The sequence below is a fragment of the Streptomyces sp. NPDC012794 genome, from assembly GCF_042901085.1.
Lineage (GTDB): Bacteria > Actinomycetota > Actinomycetes > Streptomycetales > Streptomycetaceae > Streptomyces.
In genome coordinates this window covers 1-5,783 of sequence record NZ_JBIBCI010000046.1, presented here as the reverse complement: position 1 = coordinate 5,783, position 5,783 = coordinate 1, and the positions used below count along the sequence as shown (strand labels likewise).

At 75.3% G+C, this 5,783-nt stretch carries 5 protein-coding genes; 1 reads left to right on the top strand and 4 read right to left on the bottom strand.

Annotation, left to right across the window (positions count from 1 at the left end):
* Positions 1-291: 291 nt before the first annotated feature.
* Both ACFY7H_RS33885 and pdxH read right to left on the bottom strand, forming a co-directional pair.
* Entirely contained in the window at positions 292-1,620 is a 1,329-nt protein-coding gene (locus ACFY7H_RS33885) for a PAS domain-containing protein (RefSeq protein WP_388946534.1), read from the bottom strand.
* 451 nt (positions 1,621-2,071) lie between these two features.
* Complete coding sequence (gene pdxH / locus ACFY7H_RS33880) at positions 2,072-2,707, bottom strand: pyridoxamine 5'-phosphate oxidase (RefSeq protein WP_388946536.1); 636 nt, start codon at positions 2,705-2,707, stop codon at positions 2,072-2,074.
* Between the two features lie 238 nt (positions 2,708-2,945).
* Here pdxH and ACFY7H_RS33875 point away from each other — a divergent pair, with 238 nt between their 5' ends.
* On the top strand, positions 2,946-4,061 hold the full coding sequence (locus ACFY7H_RS33875; protein ID WP_388946531.1) for a citrate synthase 2: 1,116 nt from the start codon (positions 2,946-2,948) through the stop codon (positions 4,059-4,061).
* Positions 4,062-4,128: 67 nt separating this feature from the next.
* Here the strand turns inward: ACFY7H_RS33875 and ACFY7H_RS33870 are convergent, their stop codons facing one another.
* Complete coding sequence (locus ACFY7H_RS33870; RefSeq protein ID WP_388946528.1) at positions 4,129-4,728, bottom strand: TetR/AcrR family transcriptional regulator; 600 nt, start codon at positions 4,726-4,728, stop codon at positions 4,129-4,131.
* Positions 4,716-5,459, bottom strand: a complete 744-nt coding sequence (locus ACFY7H_RS33865) for an enoyl-CoA hydratase family protein (RefSeq protein ID WP_388946525.1) — start codon at positions 5,457-5,459, stop codon at positions 4,716-4,718. Before ACFY7H_RS33865 ends, ACFY7H_RS33870 begins: the two co-directional genes overlap by 13 nt.
* Positions 5,460-5,783: the final 324 nt, after the last annotated feature.

Below are 5,783 nucleotides of genomic sequence, written 5' to 3'. Positions count from 1 at the left end.
CCCCCCCCCCCCCCCCCCCCCCCCCCCCCCCCCCCCCCCCCCCCCCCCCCCCCCCCCCCCCCCCCCCCCCCCCCCCCCCGCCCCGAAGCCACCCCACCGAAACGCCGCCCCACAGGGCAACCGCCCGACAGGGCAACCCCGCCCACCCCCGAACCGCCCGACAAGGCGCCCGCCCCGCAGGGCAGCACCCCGCCCCGGCACCGCCCCACAGGGCAACCGCCCGACAGGGCAACACCCCACCCGCACCCCGCCCAGCCGCACCCCGCCGCACCCCGGACCGCCCGGCCAGGGTCAGCCGCACTCCGCCCGGCCGGGGCAGCGGATCGCCAGGTCCAGGTCCGCCGCCACCCGGGCCGCCACCTCCTCCGCGTACAGCGCGTCCGCGCGTTCGAACGCCGGGCGCGACGGGCCGCGGAGGAAGGTGAGGGCGCCCAACGTACGGCCGCGGCTGCGGAGCACCGCGCACAGGGCGTGCGTGGCGCCCGGGGGCCACTGGCGGGCCGAGGCCCACGCCGCGGCCGCCTCCCCGGCCGGGGCGCTGGCCCGCACCGGGCCGATCCGGTCCAGGGCCTGGAGCGCCGGGTGCGCGGCCTCGTAGCGGACCGGGATCGCCCCCGGCCCGGGCAGCAGCAGGGCCAGCCCCGAAGGGGACACCGCCGAGCGGACCAGGCGCCGTCCCGGCCCGGGTTCCAGTACGTCGACCACCGCGTGCTCCGCGAAGCCGGCCAGCGCGAAGTCCAGCCGGACGGCGGCCGCCTCGGCCGGGTCCTCGCACTCGGCGGCGGCCCGCCCCGCCCGGTACAGCTGGTTGGTCCGGAACCGCAGCTGCCCGGTGTCCAGCTCGGCCTGCCGGGCCTCGGTGACGTCCTGGAACAGCCAGCCCACCCCCAGCGGCACCGGCTCCTCCGCGAGCGGCGACCCCAGCCGCAGGAACCCGCACCGCCAGCACCGCCGCCGCACCCCCTCCGGGGTCCGCACCGACACCCACAGCTCCAGCGGCGCCGGCGGCGCACCCTCCGCCAGCACGTGCTGGAGCGCGCCCTCCAGTTCCTCCACGCCCTGCTCCAGCAGGTCCCCGAGGGGCCGCCCGAGCAACGCGCTGCGTCCGGCTCCGAAGGCGTGGGCGGCGTGCGCGTTGACCACCGCGGGGCGCAGGTCCACGTCCACGAGGACGACCCCCCAGGAGGCGTCGTCCATCAGCGCCTCGCTGAGGGCGATGGACCGCTCCAGGTCGATCTGCGCGTGGACCTCGCTGAAGGCGCAGTAGACCCCGGCGGGCTTCCCGTCGGATCCGGGCACCGCGGCGGACTGGGTCCGTACGAGGATCCGCCCGCCGTCCTTGGTCAGCAGGGCGAACTCGTGGACCTGCCGGCCCGGCGCGTCCTGCGCGGACATCAGCCGGTCCTGTACGTCGTCCGCGTCCGCGGCGCGCACCGCCCAGCCCGCGAATCCGGCCCGGCCCACCGCCTCGGCGGCGGTCCAGCCGAGGATCCGTTCGGCCTCGCGGTTCCAATGGGTGATCACGCCGTCGGCGTCGAACGCGCACAGGGCGGCGTCCATCCCGTCGAGCAGCGCTGCGAGCAGATCGTCGGCGGTCTCACTACGTCCGGAAGCCCTCACCTGGCACCCCCTGCAGGTGTTCGCGTGTGCGGCACGTCAGATCATTGAACTCGAACGTGACCCAGGCCACATCCGCTTCCCGGAAACCTCCCGGAATGTCCCCCCGGGACCCTCCGGAATCTCCGCTGGAATCCCCTCGATAAATCACTTGAGGGCCCGGGAGCGGCCGACCTAGGCTCTGACGTACACGAGAAGGGAGGTGGTTCCCGAAATGTACGGAAACCGGACGCGTGAGGTGGCTGCGGGCTAAGGGCCCGTCGTCAGCAGCGCACCCAGTGCGGTGCCCGGCGGAATCGCCCGGCGCCAATCCACAGCAGTCACCCGACCCGCGGGCTCGCCGGCACGTCCGGCCGGCTCCTCTCACTGCAGGAGAGGAACCCGAGCCCGCGGGTCGCCTGCGTCAGGGGCTCACGCCACGCGTGACGCCCCCGCGGCGAAGGGCCCGCCGCCCCTACGGGCAGAGGCGCTCGACGCGCCACCCGTCCCCGCCCGCGTCCCCTTCCAGGACGTACCGCAGCCGGTCGTGCAGGCGGTTCTCGTGACCCTGCCAGAACTCCAGCGCGTCGGGCAGCACCCGCAGCCCGCCCCACTCCGGCGGCACCGGGACCTGCACGCCCTCCGGGTAGCGCTCCGCCAGCTCCGCGTAACGGCGGTCCAGCTCCGCGCGCGAGCCGATCACCCTGGACTGCGCGCTCGCCCACGCGCCCAGCTGCGAGCCGTGCGGACGCGAACGGAAGTAGGCGGCCGTCTCGTCCCGGCCGATCCGCTCCGCCCGGCCCGTCACGATGACCTGGCGGGCGATCGGATGCCAGGGGAACAGCAGCGAGACGTACGGGTTCTCGTCGATCTCCCGCACCTTGCGGGAGCCGTAGTTGGTGAAGAAGACGAAGCCCCGCGAGTCGAACTGCTTCAGCAGGACCGTCCGGGAGCTCGGCCGCCCCTCGGCGGTGGCCGTCGAGACGACCATCGCGTTGGGCTCGAAGAGGTGCGAGTCGGCCGCCTGCTGGAACCACAGGGCGAACTGCGCCATCGGGTCGTCGGCGAGGTCCGCTTCCCCGACGATCTCGGAGCGGTACTGCTTGCGCATGACGGCGGGGTCAATGTCCTGATCGGTCACACCGCCATCCTGCCGCAGTACGCCGGGCACCGGTGTGCCGTATGTCACGCTTCCGCAGGCCCACCGGAACGGACAAAATCTTGGGGCCGGTCCGAGGGTTCCCGCACGGATGACCTTCGGCCCTGCCGGGCATCAACGGGGATGACCGCGCCGGACCGCGAATCACGCCGGGAGCCGCGCGTGTTCGCACTACCTGAGGAGCCGCCTGATGTCCGATTTCGTACCCGGACTCGAAGGGGTCGTCGCGTTCGAGACGGAGATCGCCGAGCCTGACAAGGAAGGCGGATCGCTCCGCTACCGGGGTGTCGACATCGAAGACCTCGTCGGCCACGTGTCCTTCGGGAACGTCTGGGGCCTGCTGGTCGACGGTGCTTTCAACCCCGGCCTGCCGGCCGCCGAACCCTTCCCCATCCCGGTCCACTCCGGTGACATCCGCGTCGACGTGCAGTCCGCGCTCGCGATGCTCGCCCCCGTGTGGGGCCTGAAACCGCTGCTCGACATCGACGTGCAGACCGCCCGCGACGACCTGGCGCGCGCGGCCGTGATGGCGCTGTCGTACGTCGCCCAGTCCGCCCGCGGCCAGGGCCTGCCGATGGTGCCGCAGCGGGAGATCGACAAGGCCGAGTCCGTGGTCGAGCGGTTCATGATCCGCTGGCGGGGCGAGCCCGACCCCAAGCACGTCAAGGCCGTCGACGCGTACTGGACCTCCGCCGCCGAGCACGGCATGAACGCCTCCACCTTCACCGCCCGCGTCATCGCCTCGACCGGTGCGGACGTCGCCGCGGCGCTGTCCGGCGCCGTCGGCGCCATGTCCGGGCCGCTGCACGGCGGTGCGCCGTCCCGCGTCCTCGGCATGATCGAGGAGATCGAGCGCACCGGCGACGCCGTGGCGTACGTGAAGAAGGCCCTCGACAAGGGCGAGCGCCTGATGGGCTTCGGCCACCGCGTCTACCGCGCCGAGGACCCCCGCGCCCGCGTCCTGCGCCGCACCGCCAAGGAGCTCGACGCCCCGCGCTACGAGGTCGCCGCCGCCCTGGAGAAGGCCGCCCTGGAGGAGCTCCACGCGCGCCGCCCCGACCGGGTGCTCGCCACCAACGTGGAGTTCTGGGCCGCGATCATGCTGGACTTCGCGGAGGTCCCGGCGCACATGTTCACCTCCATGTTCAGCTGCGCCCGTACCGCCGGCTGGTCGGCGCACATCCTGGAGCAGAAGCGCACCGGCCGCCTGGTGCGGCCGTCGGCGCGCTACGTCGGCCCGGGCCCGCGCGACCCGCGCGAGATCGAGGGATACGCCGGCATCACCGACGCCGCCACCACGGGCTGAGGGCCCGCGTTCCCCTCCGGGCGCCGCGTCCCGTCCGGGGCGCGGCGCCCCCGCACGTCCGGGGCCGTCAGTCCAGCACCGCGTCGATGAGCGCGGACCACTGGGCCACCACCCGGGCCCGGCGGGCCCTGTCGTCGGTCAGGACGTTGGCCAGCCCCAGACCCCGGGCCATGTCGAGGAGACCCTGCACGGTCTCCCGTACGCCCGGCAGCGACTCGTCCGCGCCCAGCAGCTCGACGGCGATCCGGTGCGTCTCACGGCCGACCCGGGCTTCGAGCTCGATGACCTGGGGACGCAGCTGCTCCTCGTTGGAGGCGGCGACCCACAGCTGGAGGGCGGCACGGAACAGGTTTCCGGTGTACAGGTCGACCAGGGCCTCGACGACCGCCGCCCGCGGCCGGGGGGCGGGAGCGGTCCCGAAGAGCTCCCGCAGGGCGGTGGAGCGTTCCTCGGCGACGTACTCGACGGCGGCGGTGAAGAGGGACTCGCGGGTCGGGAAATGGTGCTGGGCGGCGCCCCGCGACACCCCTGCGCGCTCGGCGACGACGGCGACGGTGGAGCCCGCCCAGCCGTGCTCGGCGAGGCAGGCCACGGCCGCCTCCAGCAGGTGGCGCCGGGTGACCCGGCTGCGGGCCTGCTTGGGGACGGGGCCGGTCACCGTACCCATGACGGGTCCCGGCGCTCGAAGCGGGCGGTGATGCCCTCGCGGGCCTCGGCGGAGGCGAAGAGGCGTGCGGAGAGTTCCGTCAAGCGGGCGCCGTCCCGGTCGAGGGCCTCCCGTACACCGGCGGCGACCATGGTCTTGGTCTCCGCGAGGGCCTGCGGGGAGGCCCTGCGCAGGCCGTCGAGGACGGGGGCCAGGGCGGTGTCGACGTCCTCCGCGGTGTGCAGCGTCAGCAGCCCGATGCGGGCGGCCTCGGCGGCGTCGAAGGGCTCGGCGGTCAGGAGGTAGCGGGAGGCGGCGCGGGGGTCGAGGCGCGGCAGCACGGTCATGGAGATCACGGCGGGGGCGAGGCCGAGGTGGGTCTCGGTGAAGGCGTACGAGGAGCCGGGCCCGGCGGCGGCGATGTCGCAGGCGCCGAGCAGCCCGAGGCCGCCGGCGCGGACGTGCCCGGTGACGCGGGCGACGACCGGCTTGGGCAGGGCGGTGACCTCGCGGAGCAGGGCGAGGAAGTCGGCGGGGTCGCAGGGGGACTTCAGGTCGGCGCCGGCGCAGAAGGTGTTGCCGGTGTGGGTGAGGAGCACCGCCCGGGTGCGGGGGTCGGCGGCCGCCTGCGCGAGGGCCTCGCGGAGCTCGGCGACGAGGTGTGCGGAGAGGGCGTTGCGGTTGGCCGGGGAGTCGAGGGCGAGGGTGGTGATGCCGGTCGCCGTCGGGGCGGCGTGCACGAGTGGGGCCATGTCTCCTCCGGAGGGGTCTGCGGGCGGGCCCGGCCGGACCCCCTGGGGGAGGGTACGCGGCTGCCGTTGCCCTGGTCGGGCGGTTGCCTGGTCGGGCGGTTGCCTGGTGGGGCGGGGTGCACGGCTGGGCGGGGTGCGGGTGGGGGTTGTGCTGTCGGGCGGTTGCCCTGTGGGGCGGTGCCGGGGCGGGGTGCTGCCCTGCGGGGCGGGCGCCTTGTCGGGCGGTTCGGGGGTGGGGTGGCTTCGGGTCGGGGGGGGGGGGGGGGGGGGGGGGGGGGGGGGGGGGGGGGGGGGGGGGGGGGGGGGGGGGGGGGGGGGGGGGGG

What these genes read in the sequence shown, in the direction of transcription:
- ACFY7H_RS33865 (WP_388946525.1), bottom strand. Translation starts at nt 5,459, where the DNA reads ATGGCCCCACTCGTGCACGCCGCCCCGACGGCGACCGGCATCACCACC.
- ACFY7H_RS33870 (WP_388946528.1), bottom strand. Translation starts at nt 4,728, where the DNA reads ATGGGTACGGTGACCGGCCCCGTCCCCAAGCAGGCCCGCAGCCGGGTC.
- pdxH (WP_388946536.1), bottom strand. Translation starts at nt 2,707, where the DNA reads ATGCGCAAGCAGTACCGCTCCGAGATCGTCGGGGAAGCGGACCTCGCC.
- ACFY7H_RS33875 (WP_388946531.1), top strand. Translation starts at nt 2,946, where the DNA reads ATGTCCGATTTCGTACCCGGACTCGAAGGGGTCGTCGCGTTCGAGACG.